The organism is Acetobacter sacchari, from assembly GCF_017377715.1.
Taxonomy (GTDB): domain Bacteria; phylum Pseudomonadota; class Alphaproteobacteria; order Acetobacterales; family Acetobacteraceae; genus Acetobacter; species Acetobacter sacchari.
The window spans coordinates 39,600-61,489 of the sequence record NZ_JAFVMF010000021.1 but is presented as its reverse complement, the minus strand read 5'-3'; the positions used below and the strand labels follow the sequence as shown (position 1 = coordinate 61,489).

The following is a 21,890-nucleotide window of genomic DNA, read 5'->3' as shown; positions in this document are numbered from 1 at the left end:
CGTCCACATCCAGAGCTTGAATCACATCAGACCGATTTTCCAAACAGGCTCTTAACATCCCGCCGCAAAAGAAGTATTTATCTAAAATGATCACTTACATAATAAAGTCCAAAGAATTATCCGACAACTCCCTGGAAATGAACAAGAAAAATATTCATACAAAAATGCTTACGACTTTCCTCGATCCACTCACATTACTTGAAATTGAAACGAAAGAGAAAGTTAGAAAATTGATAAGTAAAGACGATTTATTCGAAAACGAACACATGAACAAAACCATAATTTCGCAATACGAAGAGGCTCATCGGTTCCTGTTTGGATAAAATTTTTCCGCGTCCCATCATCTCCCGCAGAGGCCGCACATCCTGCAAGATAGCCACAGCGCCATCAGACCATGACACGCGATGCTCCTTGCCGGTCTTCATGCGGTGGGCCGGAGCCAGCGTTTCACAATCTCGGCAATGACGTGCCGTGGCTTATTCTGCTGTCATCGACCCTTCGCCAAATATGACCCGGACGAAGCCGTATAGCCGACGCGAGATATCGCGCAACGTCACGATCCCCGGTTCCGAGAGCGTAGACGACCTCACGCTTGCCGACAGACTGCACAAACTCGGAGGGGACACGACACCGGGAAAACCATCGGTCGCCACGCCGCAGAACGTTGCCGCCGTAACGCAATGCGTCACGCCAATGCATTACAAAAACGGGTTCCTGTAACGTATAGAACCTTTAGCGTCTCAGGATTGGCCGTCGTCTGCGATGTCTGGGGAAAATGGTGCCCAAGGGCGGAATCGAACCACCGACACTGCGATTTTCAGTCGCATGCTCTACCAACTGAGCTACTTGGGCGCCCGGCGTGCAACACAGGAACGCTGCGCGTGGCGAGCGTTTAACCTGCCCGCGCGCCAAGATCAACCCGTCACTCCATTTTCTCTTCCGAGGGTCCAGCGATGCTGGAATCCGACTCGTCATCGTCCGCCGGAGGGCCCGGCACGCGGTAATCGCCAGAGAACCAGCGGCCGAGATCGACGTCGGCGCAGCGTTTGGAGCAGAACGGGGTGAAGCCGCGTTCCGCTGCGCGACCGCAGATCGGGCAGAGGCTGGACTTATTCATCGGAGAAACTCCACGAAAGAGGCGGCAGCGACGGGTCGAGTCGCAGATCGAGGGGGACGGCCAACCAGCCGCGCAGATCGGACATCGCCTCAGGATCGCCCTCAAGGGCGGCGAATACACCGGAACCGGCCCGAAGCGCCGGCCGCGCATCGGGGCGGCCCGCATACCTCACGACCGCGGCGCGAAGCGCCGCAAGGGCCTGCCCGTGTGCACTCAACAGCAATTCGTGAAGCGGCGGGTGCACCCGCGCACGGACGATTTCGATCAGGCCAAGCCCCGTCACGCCGAGACAGCGCGGGCGCAACGGATCATCTCGCAAAGCCGCCTCGACCGCCTCGCGCAGGGCCTGTCGCTTGCGTTGGTTCAGGCCCGCCGGATCGATCAGGATCGCCCCCGACAGATTGCGCAGCCTGATCTGATCCAGCAGCACGGGAAGCGCATCGCGATTCGCCGCGAACTGCGCCGTCTGCTTGGCGTTGGCGGCCCCCGATGCGGCAGCGCTGTCCATGTCGATCGCCACCAGAGCAGGCGTCGGCGTGATCGTGGCGCTCATGCCGCTGGGCAGCACTACTTCGTAGACGCCCAGCGCCTGCACGGCGTCTTCGACACCGTCATCGAACGCCTGCGGGACACGTTGCACGCGTGCGCGCAGGGCCGCAGGGACGCGTGCAGTGAAGCTGGAATGGTCGATGACTATGGGGCCGTCCCAGCGGCTTGCAAGACGCTCCAGTGGAGACGGTCCGCGCGTCAGCAGGCCAGTTTCACCTGAGGCCGGGGCGTCGCCCGCGATTTTAAGGCGGGGTCCCTTGCCCCCCATCGGCGCACGGACCACCGACACCAGAATCGACTCGCCCTCGACCAGCGGCGGCGCGCCGTCATGGCCGGAGAGAAATCCGTCCGTCCCGCCACCCAATGCGATGAAAGAGCCGCCCAGCGCGGGCGCGACTTTGGCGACGCGTCCGCGATAAACGTCGCCCACACCGTCCGGACGGCCCGGACGCCACAGGGCGAAATCGCGCAGCACGCCATCCTCGACGACCGCAATTCGTGCTTCGCCCGGCGAGCAGGCGACGCGAAGCGAGCGCTTCAGGTCAGCCATGCGCCTTTCTGGCCACGCAGCAATTGCGCGGTTTCGAACAGCGGCAGACCGATGACGGCGGATGGGCTGCCCGAGACAAAACGAATGAAGGACGCGGCGTGGCCCTGCAGCGCATAACCACCCGCCTTGCCGTTCCAATCTCCAAGGTCGAGAAGACCCTCGATCTGACGCTCCGTCAGGCGGGAAAAGGTCACGGTAGTTTCAACGGCGCGCACGCAACGCCGCCCCTCGGACCATGCGCCGCTGGGCGCAAGCGCGACTGCGGTGACGACGGTGTGGCGGCGCCCGGACAGCAATTCGAGACAGGTTCGGGCCGTATCGCGATCTTCCGCTTTCGGCAGAATACGGCGCCCCATGGACACGACCGTATCGGCGGCGAGAATCAACGCGGGCTCATCCGTGCGTGCAGCGACTACGGCTGCTTTTTCCACGGCGAGTCTGCGGGCGTACGGAAGCGGCAGCTCCCGGGGGGCTGGCGTCTCGTCCAGATCGGCGGCGTCGACTCGATCGGGGGTGAGGCCGATTTGCGCCAGCAGGGACAATCTGCGGGGCGATGCCGAAGCCAGCACCAGAAGAGGGCGGCTTGCTGAAGCCGCGCCGGACCCGTCGTCCGGGCCGGAGATGGCGCTGGTCATAACCGTGTTACTTGAAGCGGAAGGTGATGCGGCCCTTGCTCAGGTCGTAAGGGGTCATCTCGACGCTCACGCGGTCACCGGCGAGGACGCGAATGCGGTTTTTCCGCATTTTTCCGCTCGTGTGCGCGAGAATCATATGCTCGTTGTCAAGCTTCACGCGAAACATGGCGTTGGGCAGCAGCTCCGTAACGGTGCCGCTGAATTCGATCATGTCTTCCTTAGACATGCTGGCCTTCGTTCATTCTATACCTCATTGACAGGACGATCAGTCCACGTAACCGGGTGCGATATGTATGCGGCGAGGGCCTGCGGTCAAGGTTTGAGGCCGTTCGCCGTGGGTCAAAGGGCGATCCTTCACCCTCGATCGATGATCTTGAGGCGCTCCGAAATGCTCAGGGCATGCGCCTCCAGCCCCTCCGCCGTCGCCAGCGCGACGCCAGCGCGACCGATACGAGAAAGAGCGTCCGGACCGCTGGAAATGAAAGTCGTGCGTTTCAGAAAATCGTAAACGGACAGGCCCGACGCGAAGCGCGCCGTGCGTGACGTCGGCAGAACGTGATTGGGACCGCCGACGTAATCCCCTACGGCTTCCGGGCAGAAACGGCCGAGGAATGCGGCGCCGGCGTGACGCACGCGGGCGAACAACGCCTCCGGCTCGTCCACCATAAGCTCAAGGTGCTCCGGCACCAGACGGTCCACCAGTCGGGCCGCCTCCGCCCAGTCGGGCACGATGATGACGGCGCCGAAATCGCGCCAGCTCGCTCGTGCGATGGCGGCGCGCGACAGGGTCTTCAACTCCGTCTCCACCGCCTCGGTCACCAGATGGCCGAACGCGGCGTCATCAGTGATCAGGATCGACTGCGCCAGTTCGTCATGCTCCGCCTGCGCCAGCAGATCGAGCGCCACGAGTCGCGGATCGTTCTTCGCATCGGCGACCACCACCACCTCGGAAGGGCCGGCGATGCTGTCGATGCCGACATGGCCAAACACCTGTCGCTTGGCTTCCGCCACCCAGGCGTTGCCAGGACCCACTATCCGATCAACCGGCGCGATGGTCGCCGTGCCGAACGCCATGGCGCCCACCGCCTGCGCCCCGCCGACACGGTAGATTTCCGCGACGCCAGCTCGCTTCGCGGCAGCCAGCACCAGAGGGTTCAACACCCCGCCGGGCGTCGGCACGCACATGGCGAGCCTCTCGACGCCTGCGACGCGCGCCGGGATGGCGTTCATCAGAACCGACGACGGGTAGGCCGCCTTGCCGCCGGGGACGTAAAGACCAACCGCGTCAAGCGACGTCCAGCGCTGCCCAAGGGTCAGGCCGTCTGCGTCGGTGTATTTCATGTCCTGCGGCAGCTGCGCACGGTGGAAATCTTCAATACGCGTCGCAGCGACGTCGAGCGCGTCGAGCAGATCCTGCGGCACGCCGGACGCGGCCTCTTCAACTTCCGCCGCAGTGATCCGCATGGTCTCGGGCGTGAGGTCCAACCGGTCGAAACGGCTGGTGTAGGCGCAGACGGCCTCGTCGCCTTTCGCGCGTACTTCTGCAAGAATTTCGGCGACCGGCGCATCCACGCGCGCGCTCTCCGCCTCCCGGTTCGCCAGCAGCGACGTGAACGCGGCCTCGAAATCAGGCGCACGGGCATCCAGACGTTTCATACGCACACTCTATATCTGTCGCAGCGCCGGCAGGGCGGCGCGATGTTCAGGCGGGGTTCAGCGCCGCGCGGAAGCGCGCGATGAGGGAGGCTATCGCCTCGGGGCGGGTCTTCAGCGCAGTCCGGTTCACGACCAGACGGCTGGTGATCTGCGCGATGGTTTCGACTTCCTGCAGCCCGTTCGCACGAAGAGTCGATCCGGTGTCGACAAGATCGACGATCAGACGCGACAGGCCGAGCATCGGCGCCAGTTCCATCGCGCCATTCAGGTGCACGATGTCGGCGTTGATCCCGCGGGCTGCGAAATGGCGGCGGGTGATGGTCGGGTATTTCGTCGCCACACGGACTTCGGAATAACGTGACCAGTCCTCATTTGGCGGGTCGCCCTGCGGCCGGGCCACGGACACGCGGCAGCCGCCGATGCCGAGGTCGAGCGGGGCGTAGAGCTCGGGGTAGTCGAACTCCATCAGCACGTCGGCGCCGCAGACGCCCAGATGCGCGCCGCCATGCGCGACGAAGGTCGCCACGTCGAAGGAGCGCACGCGCACGACATCGAGCTTCGGGTGGTTGGTGGGAAACCGCAGGCGGCGGCTGTCTTCCTGCAGGCAGTCGGCCGCGGGTTCGATCCCCGCTCGCGCCAACAGCGGCGCGACGCTCTTCAGGATGCGGCCCTTCGGAAGAGCAAGGATGAGCATGTCGTCCGCATGGTCGCCATGACGCCCGTGATCGACATCGCCCGAGGCTGGCGTGGTCGCGGGAACGATGTCCCGGGCGGTCAGGGTGGGCGTTTCGTCACCCGGTTTGCAGGCGGTCATCATACTCTCCGGACAGGCGACGGCGCCGAAGACCGCCCTGGGCCATCCCTTGAGACAGGACGGGCATGGGCGAGCGGCTGGCGTTCCGGCGCAATCGGCACGGCGATTACCACATTCCGCGCCGCTCCGCCAAAACTGCGCCCGTCCCCTGCGGGCCGCGCCGCTGGACGCCCATCCCAAGCCGTCATAATCAGGACGCCGTAACGTCGCCCTTCGTGCAGAAGGCCCGTCCGGCCAGTCGAACCGTCGAAAGGATTCTCCCGCTGTGAAAGTCATCGTTCTTGGCGCCGGCGTCATCGGTGTTACGACCGCCTGGTATCTGGCGAAACTCGGGCATGAGGTTGAGGTTATCGACCGCCAGCCTGCAGCCGGGCTGGAGACGTCTTTCGCCAACGCGGGTCAGGTCTCGCCGGGATATTCGACGCCGTGGGCCGCCCCCGGCCTGCCGTTCAAGGCGTTGAAATGGATGCTGGGCAAGCACAGCCCGTTGGTGGTGCGTCCCGGCGCGATCGATATCGCAATGCTGCGATGGATCGGCGGCCTGCTGATGAACTGCACCGAACATGCGTACGACGTGAACAAGTCCCGCATGCTGCGGATCGCCGAATACAGCCGCGATTGCCTGACCGATCTGCGTGACGAAACCGGCATTGCTTACGACGACCGTCAGAAAGGCCTGATTCAGCTTTTCCGGACGGAAGCGCAACTCGACCACGCGCAGGAAGACATGCGCCTGCTGAGCGACAGCGGCGTCGCGCATGAACTGTTTTCAGTCGAAAAAATCCTTGAGCGCGAACCGGGCCTGTCGGGAGCGCGGCATCTGCTGAAGGGCGGCCTCTACCTTCCGGGCGACGAGTCCGGCGACGCTCACATGTTCACGCAGCGTCTGGCGCAAAAAGCCGAAGAACTGGGCGTCACCTTTCGCTACGAGACGACGATCGAGGCGCTGGACGCGTCGGCTGATTCGATCCTCGGCGTCCGCACCTCCGCCGGACGGATCACTGGCGACGCCTATGTCATGGCGCTGGGAAGCTATTCTCCGTTGCTGATGCGTCCGCTGGGCGTTCGCCTGCCGGTGTATCCGGTGAAGGGATATTCTCTGACAGTGCCGTTGACGGATGAAGCCCGTGCGCCTGTCTCGACAGTGAACGACGAGACCTACAAGGTCGCCATGACGCGCCTCGGCGACCGCATCCGCATCGGCGGCACGGCCGAGCTGGGCGGCTTCGACCTGCGTCTGCGCCGCGACCGCCGCGCAACGCTCGAACTCTCGTTTTCCGAACTCTACGGCGGCGGCGATCTCAGCCAGGCGACATACTGGACCGGCCTGCGCCCCAACACCCCGGACGGCACGCCGATCGTGGGGGCTTCGAAGAAGTTCTCGAACCTGTGGCTGAACACCGGCCACGGCACGCTGGGCTGGACCATGGCCTGTGGCTCCGGACGGATCGTTTCCGATCTGATCCATGGCCGCAAGCCGAATATCCCGGTGCTGGACCTGTCCGTCGATCGTTACGACCGCAGTTGAACCCAGAGGACGCTCCCGTCGTTCTGCTTCGACGACGGGATGGAGCCCTTGGCTGCTGCGAGCGTGAACGCCGGAGCGATCCAGAGTCGACGTTTTTGAAAATACGTCGAAATTCCAGATCGAGGCCGGAAGCGTCACGGCTCCCCGTTTCCTCCCGCCGAGCCTCGATACGGGAGCGGGTCGACTGGCGTTTTGCGGAACACTGATCTTTTCGGAGGAGAGCAAACGGCATGAAAACTCTCGCCTCATAATGATCATTTGCGGGAGCGGATGACGGGCGGCCTGTTGCGGCCTATCAATGAACAACGCCCCGTGCCGTCTTGCGCTCAGGTGCCCCAACCGCCGCAGTCGTGACGAAACTGACCGCTGCGCCGCCCAGTCGTAAAGCTGCCCCGAGCATCTATCAGCAGAGCCGACCGATCGCCCCCACACCAAAGCTACCCGCTTGTGAACGCTCACCCGATCGGGCATCGTCAAAGACGTAAGAGGCCGTGAGCGAGGCGCTGTGACGGTCGACGTTGAGCGAGGAAGAAGACCAATGAAAACCATGCTTGCGACTGCCTGCCTCACCCTGCTGACCGCGACCATTGCGCCGTCGCTATCCTCACAGTTTGCGATCGGCTCCGCCCACGCGGCCGCTCCGTGCCGTGACGCGAAGGGCAAGTTCACCAAATGCCCGGCGCCGAAGCCCGTCCGCTGCAAAGACGCCAAGGGACGCTTCGCCAAATGCGGCACGGACGGCGCGAACCCGGTCTGATCTGCGCGCACAACCGCCGTTACACCAAACCCTGTCGCCTAATCGCGGCCGCGCGCCGCAGGTCTTTCGGAATTTTGCAAGCATGAGAATACTGCGCGCGCTTTTTCGTCCCGTCGCTCTGGCGGCGCTGCTCGTCAGCGGAACGGCGGCCAGCGGCTCGGCCTCCCATGCAGCGGAGGCCAGGAAGGTCATTGTCGATGACGACGGGTCCGGCATCGCCGAATGGATGCTGCTGCAGGCGCCGAATGTCGACGTTCTCGGCATCACGATTCTGTCTGGCGACGTCTGGCGCGATGAGGGCGTGGCGCATGCCCTCCGCGCCGTCGAGATCGCGCACAGGACGGATGTTCCTGTGCTACGCGGCGCAGTCTATCCGCTGCTGAACTCCGAAAAACTCACCGACCGGTGGGAAGCGCTTTACGGCAAGCTGGTCTGGAAAGGCGCGTGGATGAAAAAGTGGGTGGAGCCCACTGTTCAAAGCACGCCGCCGTATCATGCTCCTGATGTCGTGCCGCACCTGCCGGAAGGCGATCCGACCATCAAGGCGTCGGATGAGCCGGCTGTCATGTTCATGATCCGCAAGGTCCACGAATTTCCCGGACAGGTGACGATCGTCGCGACAGGTCCGATGACGGATCTGGCGCTCGCGCAACGCCTGGACCCGTCCTTCGCCAGCCTGGCAAAAGAACTGGTTTACATGGGTGGAAGCCTCAACCCGCAACAGGTTCGCCCCGACGTCGCGGCTGCACAGTTCGCCCGGGAATTCGCGAACTCTCCCCGCCGCGAATTCAATTTCCGCTTTGACCCCGAAGCCGCGAGCATCGTGCTGCGCGCGCCGTGGCGGCATATTGTCGCGGTTCCAGCCGATCCTTCCACCGCGACGGAGTTGACGCCGGAGTTTCTCCATAAACTCGCAGCCGCCAATCCCGCGTTCGCCGGCACGATCAGCAAGCGCGAACCCGGATTTCCGCTCTGGGACGAAATCGCAGCCGCCGTGTGGCTGGACCCGAGCCTGATCACGCGCAGTGAAGAACTTTACGTCGACGTGAACAGCCAGTTCGGCGCAGGATATGGCGACACGCTGTCGTGGACGCCCGGATATCAGCCGGATCTGGACGAGCAGCGTGAGACGGTCGTCCGTACCATCGACGCCCCTAAACTGGAGGCGTTCATCACATCGCTTCTGGCGCGACCTCTGCCCAATTTGTCGCCAAAATAGGACGGATAATACCCTCCTACTTCGCGGATCCATGCTTGGGCCCGTCAGACTTGCGACACACCCCGGCAGTAACGATGTTACGTCGGGCGACGCTCACACTGACTTGTGCGATGCTGTCCTCGTCCAGATACGGCCCACTCTTCGCTCCCTGCCGTAACAGCAAAACCGGCGGCGCTTTTCTTGAGCAAGAACACGTTTTGCATCGCAGCTCCACTCGAAAAATACGTGAAGCCCCAATGGTCGAAAGCTGCTTTTCTGAAAAGTGAAACGTTTCCCACAGAAGAGCGGCACGACACGTTCCTATTGGTCAGCATGCAAAAACAGCAAAAAGCCAAATTACGAACAACAGATCAGCACAAGTAAGCCCGCGCGTTTTGTCCTCAGGTCATGAATTATCCTGACATCCGATAATTTCAGGCCAACCCGGCAACGTGTCCCGCCACAATAGCCTGTGCCGCGTGCAATCCACCCGGCATCTTTACAACGGACGTATCGGCGCCTCAGTTACGTCATGCACATTACACTGCTCGCGCTGACCCTGCTCACCGTCGTTGGCCTTACCGGCCTTATCGCGCGCGTGCTGAAGCTGCGCATCCCGATGCCGCTGCTGCAAATCGCGGCAGGCGCAGCGGCGGCTCTGGCCGGGGTGCATGTCGGGCTCGACACCGATCTTTTCCTTCTGCTCTTCATCTCGCCGCTCCTGTTCCTCGACGCCTACCGCGTACCCATGCGCGAATTTGGCGAATTGCGAGGCGTCATCGTGACCATGGCGGTGGGACTCGTCGCCCTAAGCACTCTGGCAGGCGGCTATTTTCTCGACTGGCTTTTACCAACAGTACCGCTGGCGGCAGCGTTCGCTCTCGCCGGAGCGCTTTCGCCGACCGACGCGATTTCCGTCTCCGGCATCCTGCGCGGCGGGCGGACGCCGCCCCGTATCATCCACCTTCTTCGCGGCGAGGCTCTTCTGAACGACGCCTCTGGCCTCGTCTGCTTCAAGTTCGCGGTAGCCGCCGCGACGACCGGCATCTTCTCCCTAAAGGCTGCGTCCGCCAATTTCGTGTGGGTGTCTCTGGGCGGAATCGTGACCGGCGCTATCGTCAGCCTTTGCGCCAGCCGTGCGGAAAGCATGTTGCTGCGACGCGGCTACGACGACCCTCCAAGCCATATGCTGCTTGCGCTGATATTGCCTTTTTTCACCTATCTGGTCGCGGAATCCATCGAGACGTCAGGCATTCTTGCAGTCGTCGCCGCAGGCATGACAATTCGCCTCACCGGCGTGATGAACGAAACCGAAATCGGGACACGCATGCGGGCGACCGCGTTATGGGAGACGATATCCTTCGCGCTCAACGGCCTGGTGTTCCTGCTGCTCGGGCTGCAACTGCCAGACCTGGTGCATCAGGCGCGGGCGATCATGCACTCCGGAGGCGTATCTCCCTGGGAGCTGCCGATCGCCATCGTGGCGCTGCAGGTTGTGATGACGTTGAGCCGCCTGGCGTGGGTCAGCGCCTCCATCCTGACCCGTCGGGTGGCGGCGCGCCTGTGGCGGCGGCCCTTTATCGGCGCAAACTGGCCGGAAAAACTTATCCTCGCCTTGGCGGGCACGCGGGGCACCATCACACTGGCCGCGATTCTTTCCCTGCCCTCGGCTGAAGAATTTCCGGAACGATCCCTGCTGATCACCATTGCCGCGGGCGTCATCATCATGTCGCTGCTCGTGGCCAGCATCTTTCTCCCCCTTGTCCTTCGGCTACTGCCGTCGCAGGAGGGAACCAACCGAACCCAGCAGGAACTGGATGAAACGCGTCTGGCCCTAGTGCGTGTGGCGATTGGCGTCCTGAAGGATGAGGCAGGCCGCCATAACGTCCCTGCGGGAGGACCCGCCGGAGAGCCTGAGCCCGCGCAAAGCAGAGCGGCGCCGCTTCTTTTGCAGGAATATCAGGAGCTTTTACACACACTGGACAGCAAGCAGACCGACCTTGAGGCCAACCGGGATGAACTGCTCCGCAACCGTCGCGCCGAACTGGCGATCCGCCTGAGAGTGGTGCGCGCCCAAAGAAAAGCCCTGAAGGAGTTTCTGCACGACGGCAATCTCAACGACGAGACGGAGCGTGTTTTGGCGCGTCAACTCGACGTGCATGAGCAGGAACTGATCGACGAAGCGTCAGCGCTTCCGCACCCGTAAGGGTTATCGCCGCGAAGACGGACGCCTTGTGCGGTAAGTGCGCCGTCGGCTTTCGACGAATGCGGTCAGGCACTAGGCGTTACCAAGTGTAGGCCTCGTTATCTGCACCGCATTCGCGAAAAAATCATCTTAAATCTGGAATATTTCCAGCTCATGCACGCCCGGCGCAGCGTCAAGCAGCACGCCTGCCACACGTCGACGCGGATCGCCACCAGCGCCCAAACCAAGACTCAGGGCTGTCACGCCAACACTGTTGAGCGTTTACCCAAAATTTTTTCAAATTTTCTTGGTTTGCGGCAAGACTACAGACGGCCTTACCGTATCCGAAGCAGAGCCTCACAAGATCACAAGTGAGCCAATTTGCCGAAAAACCCCGACTTTCAGGTTCTATTTGCATAGGGCAAGATGAAGTATCCCCATGACAAACAACCGAGCGCAGATTTTCAAGTCCAGTATCTCGCGCACCCCCTGAAACCGGGCGCGACACAACCTTCAGGCGGCGACGGTCGAACCTTGAACAGGCAGAACTGGACGCACGAAATTCAGCGCATGCTCGAACGACGTCTGGCGGCTCAGTTCATAATCACGGATTGCATCGACCACGACCCAACGCAGGCCTTCCGGACGGATGATGTAGGCTGGGTCGGCGCTTTCGCGGACCCACACCAGGACCATCTCGGAGCCAACGGCTCCCGTATCGCCGTCTGATACAAAAATATCGGCGTCACACAGTCCCATACAAAGGCCCGCGTTCAGCCACCGCGACAGATACTCGCGATGACGAGGCAGAACCGCCTGACGAAACGGCACTACATTGCAGAATGAAGAGGGCAACGTCTCAGATAGCATCGGCTGTGGCATCCCCGTTGTCCTGTGGCGGCGAACTGGAGGGAACGTTATGGCGGAGACGCGCTCACGCCAAACTGAATCTTCACAATTTCGCCCTAGAAAGAGGCAGGACGGAGTGAATGTGACAAAAAAGCAACTATCTATTCCGGTTTATCTCTAATTTTGCTCACGAAACGATCTTATGCACATCAAATATGATGTTTTTTTATGCAGACACTTCGGTGTTGTGAATATTTTCCGGGCACACACTCAAGGGAGGACCAAAATATCGCCCTCAGTTAGGGTTTGCTCGATTCCGCAGGCCACCGGCGATGCAGCCATAACCAGCTTTCCGGGCAGGCTCTGATCCAGGCCTCCAGCCTGTCATTGACCGCCTGCGTCAAGGACAGGATATCCGCTTGCCTGTCGCCGCTATCTGGCAGAGGCAACGGTGGTTCGACCACGATGCGCAGGCGGGCCGGGCCGAGTCGGCGAACATAACCGGGAATAACTGGGCTGCGGTACCGCAACGCCATCGCCGCCAAAGCTGGCGCCGTCATCGCCGGGCGATCGAAGAACCGCGCCTCCACGCCATCATTCATCTTCTGGTCGACCAGCATCCCTAGACGCCCGCCGCGCGCCACGTAGGCAAGCGCCTCCCGGGCGCCCCGTGCGCCCTTTGCGAATAGCGGCTTGGGCTCTCCCATCGCCTCGTTGCGCAAATCCCGAATCATCCTGTCGACCAAGGGATTTGCCGCCGCTCGGTAGAACGAGGCGAAGCCGAGGCCGTACGCCGAAACACCCGGAGGCAGCATCTCCCAATTGCCGATATGTCCTGACACGAACAGCACCGAACCGTCCCGCTGCGCCTGCTCGATCAGATGCTCGGCGCCCTCGACCTCGAAACCAGGTCCCGAGGCGGTGTTTTCGCGCAGGCTGGCGATGTGCGGGAATTCTCCCGCTGTCCTGCCAAGATTTTCCCACACGCCCAGCACGATGCGTCTTCGCGCCGCTTCGTCCAGTTCCGGCATCGCTAGCCGGAGATTGGCGTACGCCACACGCGAAACCGGCAAAAACGGTCCCACGAAACGGCACAGGCGTCCGGCGAAATTCGACGCGCGCACCGGACCGAGACGCCGCAACAACACCAGAGCGATCCGCGCGAGCGCCGCCTCCGCCCGCATCCCCACGCCGACGCGCACCAGGTCGCTCTTTTCTCGATCCGCCTTCACCGAGCCGCAACCTCACGCTCAAGCCAACGGTCGAGCAGCAACTCAGGCGCATCAGGTTCCGCCCACGCCAGTTCCACGCCCACCACCGTCACATGCCTTCGGAAATAAGCCGGCAATCGCACCGCGTCTTTGGGGGTCGTCACCAGCGTCGCCTCCAGCTTCAGAGCAATCCGGGCTAATCGAGCGAGGTCCTGGCGCCGATACGCGTAATGGTCAGGAAACGACACGACGCGAAGCGGGGCCACGCCACGCTCCCGCAACGCCCGAAAAAATTTGGACGGACGCGCCAGTCCAGCGAACGCGACAACCGGACGCCCCCGCAACAGATCGACGGATGGTTCCATGACCGGCCAGGCACGCAGCACAGGCATTCCCCATGACGCCCTTTTTTCGACCCAGACCTTTACGCCCACCCGGTCTTCGCCCGTTACGACCACAACGTCGGCCGCAGCCAGCCCAGCTTCCGGATTCTCCCGTAACGGCCCAGCCGGAATGACGCGGCCATTGCCAAGACCACTCGCTCCATCGATCACCAGAAGCGCCAAATCCTTGTGCAGCCCCGGATTCTGAAATCCGTCGTCCATCACAAGACACGTCGCCCCGGCCGCGATCGCCGCCCGCGCTGAACGAACCCTGTCAGCGCCGACCCAGCACGGCGCGATCCGGGCCAACAACAGCGCCTCGTCCCCAACATCCGTAGCGTTATGGATATCGGGATCGACCAGCAAAGACTCCCCTGCAACGCCACGACCGAAAATATTCGCTCCCGTATCGCGTGCTCTCGGCTTACGCCCGTATCCGCGCGTCAGAAAATGCACGGCTACGCCCCGCTCTCTCAGCCGCGCGCCGAGGTCGAGCGCGAGCGTGGTCTTACCCGCGCCACCAGCAGTCAGGTTGCCACAGCACAACACTGGCACAGACACGCGCTCACCGATCCGAGCGCGCCGTCTGGCCGCAACCGCCTCCACCAGCACCGACGCTGGTTTCAACAACCGCGCCCCCACACCCGGCGCCGCACTCCAGAAAGCGGGCGCGCGCAACCGTGGCGACCACCGGATCACGCACCCACCTGCGCGGGTGTTTCTCCCGCCATCGTCTCGTAAATACGGCGTGCGAGTCGCTCGGGGAGCTCCTTGTCGAAATCCGCCGCCTGTCGCGCAGCGTCTCCGGCTGTCCAGGCGTGTCCGGCGTCGGCCAGCAGAGGCCCCAACCAGAGCGAAAGCGCTTCGACGGAATCGACCACGGTGATCGCGTCCCCCAACCGGCCGTAAGTCGCGGCGAAATTCTCGATGGCGGGCCCTGTGGCAATGGCGCAACCCAGCCGGGCAGGCTCCAACGGATTATGACCTCCGCCCTTGCGCGCGGGACCACGCCGCCCTCGCCCTTCCGGCGTCTCGAACAGACTGTTGCCCATGAAAACGACGCGGGAAAGACGAAACAATACGCCAAGTTCGCCGAGTGTGTCCGCGACCCAGACCGGATCCGACGCGTCTGGCCACTGTCCCTGCGACCGCCTCGGGGCCAACCCGAGGTCATGCCTGATCGGCGGCGGCAGCACGCGGGCGGCGAGCGCCGCCACAGTCGCGCCTCTCTCCGGATGACGCGGCGCGATAATGGTCAAAAGATCCGGGTATCTGTCGCGCAGCGCGGCGGCGGCGGCAAAAATGGCCGCTTCTTCGCCTTCGTGCGTCGACGCCGCGAGCCATACCGGGCGCTCTCCGACGATCAGCCGCAGCCGCTCCAGCAACGCTGCGTCGAACCCCAAAGGCTCGGCCGCGAACTTCAAATCTCCGGCCGTGACGACGCCCGGCGCGCCAAGCACGCGGAACCGCGCCGCGTCCTCCTCAGCACGCGCTGCGATCCACCGTATGGGCGAGAGCGCCCACGCCGCCAGATCGGGTGCGCGGCGCCATCCAGCCAGCGCGCGTGCGGACATGCGCCCGTTCACCACCATGACCGGCACCGCAAGTCGGCGGCAGCATTCGATCATATTGGGCCAAAGCTCGCTTTCGGTCAGCACGAGGGCCTGCGGCCGCCAGCGTTTAAGGAAGCGGTTCACCCAGCGCGGCACGTCCAGCGGAACAAACTGATGAACCACCCGACCTGTCGCGATTTCATCCGGCAACGCCGCCGCAAGCGTCTTGAACCCTGTGACGGTCCCGGTAGTGATCAGAACATTCGGCGCGTCGCTCGCCTCGCCCCAGGCGCAGGCGAGCAACGCACGAATCACAGGCAGTACGGAGACGGTTTCCCCGACGCTGGCCGCGTGAATCCAGACCAGCGAACCCGGAGGCCTAGCCACGCCACCACCCAATCCGATTCGTTCCCGCAATCGGGCAGGCAATTCCTTGCCACGCGCGACGCGACGCCGCAGCATAATGATCAATCCCGGCGCAAGCAGGGAGGCGATCGCCGCCCACGCACAGCCTAACGCCCGCCCGACGGTGGCCGTCCGCGCATCCTGCTGACCGGAAATCCCGGGCGGGCGCATAGGCGCAAGGCGTTCATCGTAATCCGCGTCAGCAAGACGGCGTCCGGCTTTCGCCATCGCCTCATTCAATCCGTCCGCCAGTTGCGCGCGCATCTCGTCGCGCCGCCCTCGCGCCACCACCAGCGGCGGAGCACATATCAGCCTGCCTCGCCCGAATGGCCGAGGAACGATCATCCTGTCCCACGACCCGGCCCGAACACCCGAACAGGCAACCCCAACGGGAATGATCGGAGCGCCCGTCAGCTCCGCCAACGCGAGCGCGCCCGTCTGCACCTCTCGTCTTGGGCCCTTCGGACCATCCGGCATGATGGCGACGACGTCGCCCTGCTCGAGCGACGCGCGCAGACGCCTTAACGCAGACGCACCGCCTTTGTTCTTGCCTTTACGATCAGACGATCCGTGTAATGCCGGAATTCGCCACGGAGCGACCACGCCTGCGATCATCCGACCGTCACGATTACGGCTGATCAATACTCGCAGTCTTAACAAGGGATTGCGGGGCTCGGTCCACCACCAGAGCGTCGGCGCCAGCATCAGCGCCTCATGCCAGAACGCCACAAGAACGCCGGGGCCTGCCGGATCGAGCAGAAGAGAACGCGAAGTCGCGTCCATCTCGACTTTCCAGCGCGTCGTCGTCAGCGCCAACGCCAGACCACGGCGCACGCAGGCCTGTACGATCCTGTGTAACAATTCCGAACCGACGTCGCGCGGGAAGGGCTCAGGCACAGTCGTCACGACCGTGCTGCGCCATCATCCACGACCTGCCGAAATTGGAGCGCTGTCAGTAAATCCATAAAACATGAATGGGCGTTAACATGCCCGACGCAGTTCACAAAGCATCATATGCGTGGCGCCGTCATTACCCGCCGCCACGCACGGAGCAATCAGAACGGCGCGTCGATGTCGACCACGTCAATCAGCTTCGCGTTGACGAACTCCTTGATGCCAAGCCCAATCAGTTCGCGACCATAGCCGGAACGCAAAACGCCGCCGAATGGCAGGTCAGCCTTCACCATGGTCGGGTGATTGATAAACACCATGCCGGTCTCGATCTGTTTCGCGACTTCTTCGCCGCGCTCCTCGTCCTGCGTGAACACAGATCCGCCGAGACCATACGGAGAATCGTTGGCGATACGGATCGCGTCAGCCTCGTCCTTGGCGCGGAACAGCATGGACACAGGGCCAAAGAACTCCCACAGGCGGGCCGGGTTGTCGCCCTCAAGGCCGGTCAGAATGACCGGACGGAAGAACGCGCCCGTGTTCGGCACGGCAAGAGGAATCTCCTCAGCCTTCGCGCCGTGCTCTATCGCCTCGGCCAGCTGCCGCTTCAGGTCCTCGACGGCGCCCTGAGACGAGAGCGGCGCCAGCGTGGTCGCGGGATCCATCGGATCGCCCATCTTCAGCGACGCGACGCCTTCGCGATAACGCTTGACGAACTCATCATACACCTTGTCGACCACGATCATCCGCTTCGCGGAGACGCAGACCTGTCCGGCGTTCCAGTGACGACCGAACACGGCCCATTTCACGGTCTTTTCGAGGTCGGCGTCCTCAAGCACGATAAACGCGTCGGAACCACCCAGTTCCATCGTCGTCTTTTTCAGTGCGGCACCCGCCTGCGCGGCCACCTTGCCGCCCGCGCCTTCCGAACCCGTCAACGCGACGCCGCGGACACGATGATCGGCGATGATGGTCGCCAACTGATCGCGGGTCGGGAACAGATTGCGGAAGCCGCCCTTCGGCAGACCCGCTTCAATCATCAGGCGTTCCATCGCCGCCGCCGACTGCGGCACGTTCGACGCATGCTTGAGCAGGGCTGTATTACCGGCCGAAAGCTGCGGCGCGATGATGCGGGCTACCTGATAGAAGGGGAAATTCCACGGCTCGATCGCCAGAATAATGCCCAGCGGCTGATGGATGATCTTCGCGCGGCCTTCTTCCTTGCTCTGCACAGGAAGCCCTTCGGATTCTAGCAGTCGCTCGGCGTTGATCGCATAGTATTCGAAGATCGCGGCAGTGAGTTCTGTCTCCGCGCGAGCCTCCGAGATCAGCTTGCCCATTTCAAGGGTCAGAATCCGAGAGTATTCCTCGATGTCACGGCGCAGAATGCCAGCGGCCGCGTGCATCACACGGGCGCGCTCCTTGAAAGACGTTTTGCGCCAGGACAGGAAGGTCTCATGCGCCTCATCCAGCGCGATCTTCACTTCCTCGTCCGTCGCGTTCGGAAAAACCTTGATTTCCTCACCCGTGAACGGATTGACCGTCGCGTAGGCCATAGCCGATGTCCCCTTTTATAGTGCATGAAAACTCGAAATAGGGCCCGCAGCATTGCGAGGTCGCGCGGCGACCAAAGCCCCAGATCATTGGGAGAAGCAAAATGTCACTGCGTGCCAGAGATGACAACAGCGCCTGCGCGGGAGGCGCGCAATCAGCGCGTCGGCAAGGCAATCTGTTCACGCTTAGAGCGCGTCAGAATACATCTTATCTTGAAATGAGATCCTCGGACGCAGACCGCAAGGTCACTCATCCAGATCGCGCTTGACCTCTGGGCGACGTAGCAGCGCATCAACTTCCATCGCGTAATCCAGCGCCGTGTCCGGCTGGAAGTGAATCTCCGGCGCCATCCGCAAACGAAGCGTGTGCGAAAGCTGCGTGCGAAGATAGGGCGCGACCCGCTTAAGCGCGGGCAACACCGCCTCCACGTCCGTACGGCCAAGCCGTGCGACGAAGGCGGTCGCATGCTTCAGATCCGGAGAAATACGAACTTCGGTCACGGTGATCATGACCCCTTCCAGCTCCGGATCACGGAAGGTCGTACGCGCAAAAAGTTCGGCCAGAACGCGGCGCACTTCTTCGGAAACCCTCAACTGTCGCTGAGAGGGCCCCGAAGAGGAAAGGCCGACGAGTCGCCCCGCCGGCCCCTTTCCGTCTGGACGTTTCGGAGAAGACCGGCTCACGCGGGCACCAGCTCCATCTCAAAGCACTCAACGACGTCGCCTTCACGCAGGTCGTTGTAACCGGCGAAGGAGAGACCGCACTCGTAATTGCGGGCCACTTCCTTGACGTCGTCCTTGAAGCGCTTGAGCTGGCTGAGTTCGCCTTCGTGGATGACCACGCCGTCGCGCAGCAGACGCACGCCGCAACCGCGACGAACGACGCCTTCCGTGACGTAGCAACCTGCGACCTTGCCAACCTTCGTGATGTTGAACACCTGGCGGATTTCCGCGTAACCGATGAACTTCTCACGATGCTTGGGCGCGATCTTGCCCTTGACCAGCTGCTCGATGTCGTCCGCCACCTGATAGATGATCGAGTAGTAGCGGATATCGACGCCGTCGCGCTGCGCCATCTCACGCGCCTGCGATGTCGCACGAACGTTGAAGGCGATGATCACGCCGTCGGACGCCTTTGCGAGCTGAATGTCGCTTTCGGTGATCTGACCAACCGAGGCGTTCAACACGCGAACCGCGACTTCCTCATGCGCCAGCTTCTCGACCGTGGCCTTGAGAGCCTCGGCCGAACCCTGCACGTCCGCCTTGATCAGGACAGCGACCTCTTTCTGGGCGCCAGCCTGAATACGGGCGAGCATCTGATCGAGGGTGCCGCGCGCCGCCGTCTGGCCGGCCGCCGCATGTTCCTTGATTTTGCGCTGACGGAACTCGGAAATTTCGCGAGCCCGATTCTCATTCTCGACCACGACGAAGGGAGAGCCTGCGTCAGGGACGCCCGCGATGCCGAGGATTTCCACCGGCGTCGATGGCGAAGCGAGATCGATCTGACGGTTACGGTCGTCGAGCATCGCGCGGACACGACCCCATTCGGCCCCGGCCACCACGATCTCGCCCTTGCGAAGCGTGCCCTTCTGAACCAGCACAGTCGCAACAGGGCCGCGTCCGCGATCCAGCCTGCCCTCGATCACCACGCCTTCGGCAGCGCGATCGGGATTAGCCTTCAGGTCAAGAATTTCAGCCTGAAGCAGAATCGCCTCTTCCAGCTTGTCGAGGCCGGTGCGCTTGAGCGCTGAAACCTCGATGTCCTGCACGTCGCCGCCCATCGATTCCACGACGATCTCGTGGCTGAGCAGTTCCTGACGGACACGCTCCGGGTTGGCGCCCGGCTTGTCGACCTTGTTGATCGCGACGATGATCGGCGCGTTCGCAGCCTTGGCGTGTTTGATCGCCTCAGCCGTCTGCGGCATGACGCCGTCATCAGCTGCCACAACCAGCACCACTACGTCGGTGACCGACGCGCCTCGGGCGCGCATGGCCGTGAACGCTTCGTGGCCCGGCGTATCGATGAAGGTGATCTTCGCACCGGAAGCAAGCGTGACCTGATAGGCGCCGATATGCTGCGTGATGCCGCCGGCTTCGCCCGAGGCGACGTCGGTGGTGCGCAACGCGTCGAGCAGCGACGTCTTGCCGTGGTCAACGTGACCCATGACGGTCACGACCGGCGCGCGCGGCTGCAGATCGCTCTCGGTGTCTTCGACGCCTTCGATGCCGATTTCCACATCGCTGTCGGCAACGCGGCGCACGCGGTGACCGAACTCCTGCACGACCAGTTCGGCCGTGTCGGCGTCGATCGTCTGCGTGACGGTTGCCATGACGCCCATCTTCATCAGCGCCTTGATGACTTCGCCCTGACGGGCCGCCATACGGTTGGCGAGTTCCTGAACCGTGATCGTCTCGGGCAGCACGACGTCGCGAACGACGCGCACCTGATCCGCGCGCAGACGCTCCAGCTCCGCCTGCCGGCGTTCACGCTCACGCTGACGCCGGACAGACGCCAGCGAACGGGTCTTGTCGTCGTCGCCTTCGATCGCCGCCTGGACATCGATGCGGCCTGAACGACGACCAATGCCACCGTCTTTCTTCGCACCGGCGCCGACGCTCTTGCGCGGCGGCGGCGCTCCGGCGCCCTTGCGAGGCGCAGGACCGCGACGGTCGTCTTCGCCTTCGCGAGCTGTGCGCAGACGCAAGGTTTCGCCAGCAGGCGTCGACGGCTGAGACGCCGGGGCCCGCGACGGAACCAGAGGCTTGGTCGGCATGATCGCGCGTTCCGCCAGCGGGATCACGCGATCCGTCGGCGGCGCGAGTGTGACCTCGCCAGGAATCGGCACTGCCGAAACAACCGGGCCGCGCTCTTCAGGTGCGGCGGGAGCCGGGGCGGCAGGCTTTGCGGTGGCTGCGGCTTTCGCTTCAGCTTCCTCGCGAGCCTTTTCCGCAGCCTGTTCCTCGGCAGCGCGACGTTCTTCCTCTTCGCGGCGACGCGCTTCCTCAGCGGCGGAGAGGATCTGGATTTTCTCCTGCTCGATGCGCTGAGCCTCGCGTTCCGCCTGCTCTTCGAGCACGCGCTGACGCACGGCGATCTCGGCGGGCGTCAACGCGCGGTTAAGTCCCGCGCGGCCACCTGCGCCACGTCCGCCGCCGCCCGATCCGGGCTTGCTCGCGCCAGGCTTCGGCGCCCGCGTCTTGCGGACTTCAACCTGCACTACCTTCGAACGACCGTGGCTGAAGCTCTGGCGCACGGAACCGGCGTCGACCGTGTGCCCTACCGTCGAACTGCCCGCCGGCCGAAGGGAAAGACGTCCCTTACCCTGATCCTGATCGTTGCCTTCGTTCATTTACCCGCCTGTTACCCCATCGCCGGACTTGCCCGACGCAAGCGGGGCGGACCGGCTGGCCATCCCCGCGAAACGCTCACTCTCATGTCGCAGTCGCGAAGCCAGAGGCCCCGCCTGCAACGCCGCGTGCACAACACGCTCGCGGCCAAAAACCTGTCCCAGAGCCGAAGCCGCAAGGAACGCCACCACCGGCAGGTCGCGTGCGCCGGACATAATCCTGACGCGCTCGTCGACGCTGCCGTCAGACGCCTGCACGATCACTCCAGCGCGCCCCGCCTCGATCCAGTCCCGGACCTTTGCGTAGCCGCATACACTCTGTCCGGCCCTGCGGGCCAGCCCCAGAATCTCGGTAAGCCGACGCAGCAATCCGATTTCGATCACTTCGGCCAGATCGGAAGGGACGACAACCTGATCGCGCGCCGCTCTGGCGAAGGCTCCGCGAGTCCGGGCGGTTTCTAGCACATCCCGCCGGGCGCTCAACCACATTCCCCGTCCGGGCAGCCGCGCGTTGAGATCGGGAACCACGACCCGGTCGGGCCCAACGACAAAACGCAGCATCGTTTCCGGCGCGCCACGCTCGCGCGTGACGATGCACCGACGCAACGGCCCTTTTTCGTCATCGCCGTCGTCGTCACCACTATCGGCGCCAACGACCTGATCCGTTACGTCGCCCTCACCCGAAGATGAGGACTGCGCAGTGCTTATA

Annotated in this window: 20 protein-coding genes and 1 tRNA gene; 4 read left to right on the top strand and 17 right to left on the bottom strand. The window is 63.1% G+C overall.

Going from position 1 to position 21,890, the window contains the following annotated elements; genetic code table 11:
• Positions 1 to 248 precede the first annotated feature (248 nt).
• From J2D73_RS16520 to hisG, 9 genes are all read right to left on the bottom strand, one after another.
• A complete protein-coding gene (locus tag J2D73_RS16520) occupies positions 249 to 425 on the bottom strand; it encodes a hypothetical protein (protein ID WP_207883055.1) in 177 nt (58 codons plus the stop codon).
• A 22-nt stretch (positions 426 to 447) separates the two neighbouring features.
• A complete protein-coding gene (locus tag J2D73_RS21285) occupies positions 448 to 699 on the bottom strand; it encodes a DUF6538 domain-containing protein (RefSeq protein ID WP_369334005.1) in 252 nt (83 codons plus the stop codon).
• Between the two features lie 77 nt (positions 700 to 776).
• Positions 777 to 852 (bottom strand) — tRNA-Phe (locus J2D73_RS16510).
• A gap of 70 nt (positions 853 to 922) precedes the next feature.
• A complete protein-coding gene (locus tag J2D73_RS16505; protein WP_207883051.1) occupies positions 923 to 1,117 on the bottom strand; it encodes a DNA gyrase inhibitor YacG in 195 nt (64 codons plus the stop codon).
• Positions 1,110 to 2,216 carry a ribonuclease E/G gene (locus J2D73_RS16500; protein ID WP_408736855.1) on the bottom strand — a complete coding sequence of 369 codons (1,107 nt, stop codon included), beginning with the start codon at positions 2,214 to 2,216 and terminating at the stop codon, positions 1,110 to 1,112. Before J2D73_RS16500 ends, J2D73_RS16505 begins: the two co-directional genes overlap by 8 nt.
• Positions 2,204 to 2,851: a Maf family protein gene (locus J2D73_RS16495; RefSeq protein WP_207883049.1), complete on the bottom strand. Its 648-nt coding sequence runs from the start codon at positions 2,849 to 2,851 to the stop codon at positions 2,204 to 2,206. Before J2D73_RS16495 ends, J2D73_RS16500 begins: the two co-directional genes overlap by 13 nt.
• Before the next feature lie 7 nt (positions 2,852 to 2,858).
• Positions 2,859 to 3,077, bottom strand: coding sequence for a translation initiation factor IF-1 (gene infA / locus J2D73_RS16490; protein ID WP_010667149.1), 219 nt, complete (start codon positions 3,075 to 3,077; stop codon positions 2,859 to 2,861).
• Between the two features lie 128 nt (positions 3,078 to 3,205).
• The gene (hisD, locus tag J2D73_RS16485; RefSeq protein WP_207883047.1) at positions 3,206 to 4,507 is read right to left on the bottom strand and encodes a histidinol dehydrogenase; all 1,302 of its coding nucleotides are present in this window, start codon (positions 4,505 to 4,507) and stop codon (positions 3,206 to 3,208) included.
• A gap of 46 nt (positions 4,508 to 4,553) precedes the next feature.
• On the bottom strand, positions 4,554 to 5,201 hold the full coding sequence (hisG, locus tag J2D73_RS16480; protein WP_051291938.1) for an ATP phosphoribosyltransferase: 648 nt from the start codon (positions 5,199 to 5,201) through the stop codon (positions 4,554 to 4,556).
• 385 nt (positions 5,202 to 5,586) lie between these two features.
• Here hisG and J2D73_RS16475 point away from each other — a divergent pair, with 385 nt between their 5' ends.
• From J2D73_RS16475 to J2D73_RS16460, 4 genes are all read left to right on the top strand, one after another.
• Positions 5,587 to 6,849, top strand: coding sequence for a D-amino acid dehydrogenase (locus J2D73_RS16475; protein WP_207883045.1), 1,263 nt, complete (start codon positions 5,587 to 5,589; stop codon positions 6,847 to 6,849).
• A gap of 538 nt (positions 6,850 to 7,387) precedes the next feature.
• Positions 7,388 to 7,606 (top strand): hypothetical protein, encoded by a 219-nt coding sequence (locus J2D73_RS16470; RefSeq protein WP_243430033.1) that lies wholly within the window; start codon positions 7,388 to 7,390, stop codon positions 7,604 to 7,606.
• 82 nt (positions 7,607 to 7,688) lie between these two features.
• Positions 7,689 to 8,825: a nucleoside hydrolase gene (locus tag J2D73_RS16465; RefSeq protein ID WP_207883043.1), complete on the top strand. Its 1,137-nt coding sequence runs from the start codon at positions 7,689 to 7,691 to the stop codon at positions 8,823 to 8,825.
• 511 nt (positions 8,826 to 9,336) lie between these two features.
• Complete coding sequence (locus tag J2D73_RS16460) at positions 9,337 to 11,010, top strand: Na+/H+ antiporter (protein WP_207883041.1); 1,674 nt, start codon at positions 9,337 to 9,339, stop codon at positions 11,008 to 11,010.
• 492 nt (positions 11,011 to 11,502) lie between these two features.
• Here the strand turns inward: J2D73_RS16460 and J2D73_RS16455 are convergent, their stop codons facing one another.
• The 8 genes from J2D73_RS16455 to J2D73_RS16420 all read right to left on the bottom strand — a co-directional run bounded on the left by J2D73_RS16455 (position 11,503) and on the right by J2D73_RS16420 (position 21,787).
• Entirely contained in the window at positions 11,503 to 11,871 is a 369-nt protein-coding gene (locus tag J2D73_RS16455; protein ID WP_084440359.1) for a hypothetical protein, read from the bottom strand.
• 266 nt (positions 11,872 to 12,137) lie between these two features.
• Positions 12,138 to 13,022: a lysophospholipid acyltransferase family protein gene (locus J2D73_RS16450; protein WP_207883071.1), complete on the bottom strand. Its 885-nt coding sequence runs from the start codon at positions 13,020 to 13,022 to the stop codon at positions 12,138 to 12,140.
• A gap of 44 nt (positions 13,023 to 13,066) precedes the next feature.
• On the bottom strand, positions 13,067 to 14,110 hold the full coding sequence (gene lpxK / locus J2D73_RS16445; protein WP_207883069.1) for a tetraacyldisaccharide 4'-kinase: 1,044 nt from the start codon (positions 14,108 to 14,110) through the stop codon (positions 13,067 to 13,069).
• A gap of 17 nt (positions 14,111 to 14,127) precedes the next feature.
• Positions 14,128 to 16,296, bottom strand: a complete 2,169-nt coding sequence (locus tag J2D73_RS16440) for a glycosyltransferase N-terminal domain-containing protein (RefSeq protein ID WP_341535116.1) — start codon at positions 16,294 to 16,296, stop codon at positions 14,128 to 14,130.
• 149 nt (positions 16,297 to 16,445) lie between these two features.
• The gene (locus J2D73_RS16435) at positions 16,446 to 17,837 is read right to left on the bottom strand and encodes an NAD-dependent succinate-semialdehyde dehydrogenase (RefSeq protein WP_207883039.1); all 1,392 of its coding nucleotides are present in this window, start codon (positions 17,835 to 17,837) and stop codon (positions 16,446 to 16,448) included.
• A 243-nt stretch (positions 17,838 to 18,080) separates the two neighbouring features.
• A complete protein-coding gene (gene rbfA / locus J2D73_RS16430; protein ID WP_207883037.1) occupies positions 18,081 to 18,518 on the bottom strand; it encodes a 30S ribosome-binding factor RbfA in 438 nt (145 codons plus the stop codon).
• A complete protein-coding gene (gene infB, locus J2D73_RS16425; protein ID WP_207883035.1) occupies positions 18,515 to 21,184 on the bottom strand; it encodes a translation initiation factor IF-2 in 2,670 nt (889 codons plus the stop codon). The genes rbfA and infB overlap by 4 nt, the downstream gene beginning before the upstream one ends.
• Positions 21,185 to 21,787: an RNA-binding protein gene (locus J2D73_RS16420; protein ID WP_243430041.1), complete on the bottom strand. Its 603-nt coding sequence runs from the start codon at positions 21,785 to 21,787 to the stop codon at positions 21,185 to 21,187. It abuts the gene before it with no gap.
• Positions 21,788 to 21,890 lie beyond the last annotated feature (103 nt).